This is a genomic window from Mesorhizobium sp. Cs1321R2N1, assembly GCF_037179725.1.
Classification (GTDB): domain Bacteria; phylum Pseudomonadota; class Alphaproteobacteria; order Rhizobiales; family Rhizobiaceae; genus Mesorhizobium; species Mesorhizobium salmacidum.
In genome coordinates, this window is the sequence record NZ_JAPYKP010000352.1 from 1 (window position 1) to 451 (window position 451).

Sequence of the window (451 nt, forward strand, 5' to 3'; positions counted from 1 at the left end):
GAGACGCAGGAGCCTGACCTCACCGAAGCCCAGCCAGGTCACACGATCCGCTGCCATATTCCCTATGCGGAACTGGCAAGGCTGCAAAAGCCGAGGGCCGTGGAGCCGGCGTGATCAGAACGCTGCCGCGCCCCCCATTGGCGGCTATCCCGAAGAAAGCGACTGCCGCGTCCGACGGCTCCTTCTGAAGGACCTCGCCCAATCAGATGGGAGCGGCTTGATTGAGGCCCCATTCAGCGCATAGCTTCCTGCAGTCAGGGAGGGTGCGATGGATCTTTTCAAATTGGATAGCGGCGTGGCGTTGGTGACGGGCGCCGGCAGCGGCATTGGCCAGGCGATCGCCATCGGGCTTGCGGAAGCCGGCGCCGATGTCGCCTGTTTCGGTCATGCCTCGAACGGCGGACTTGAGCAGACGGCCGAGAAGGTCAGGGCGCTCGGCCGCAAGGCGCTG

The 451-nt window shown here is 64.7% G+C and carries 1 protein-coding gene; it reads left to right on the top strand.

Annotated elements, in window-relative coordinates; genetic code table 11:
• Window positions 1-268 precede the first annotated feature (268 nt).
• Window positions 269-451 (top strand): SDR family NAD(P)-dependent oxidoreductase (locus tag O7A61_RS32455; protein WP_337133213.1); only part of this gene is annotated, 183 nt, incomplete at its 3' end.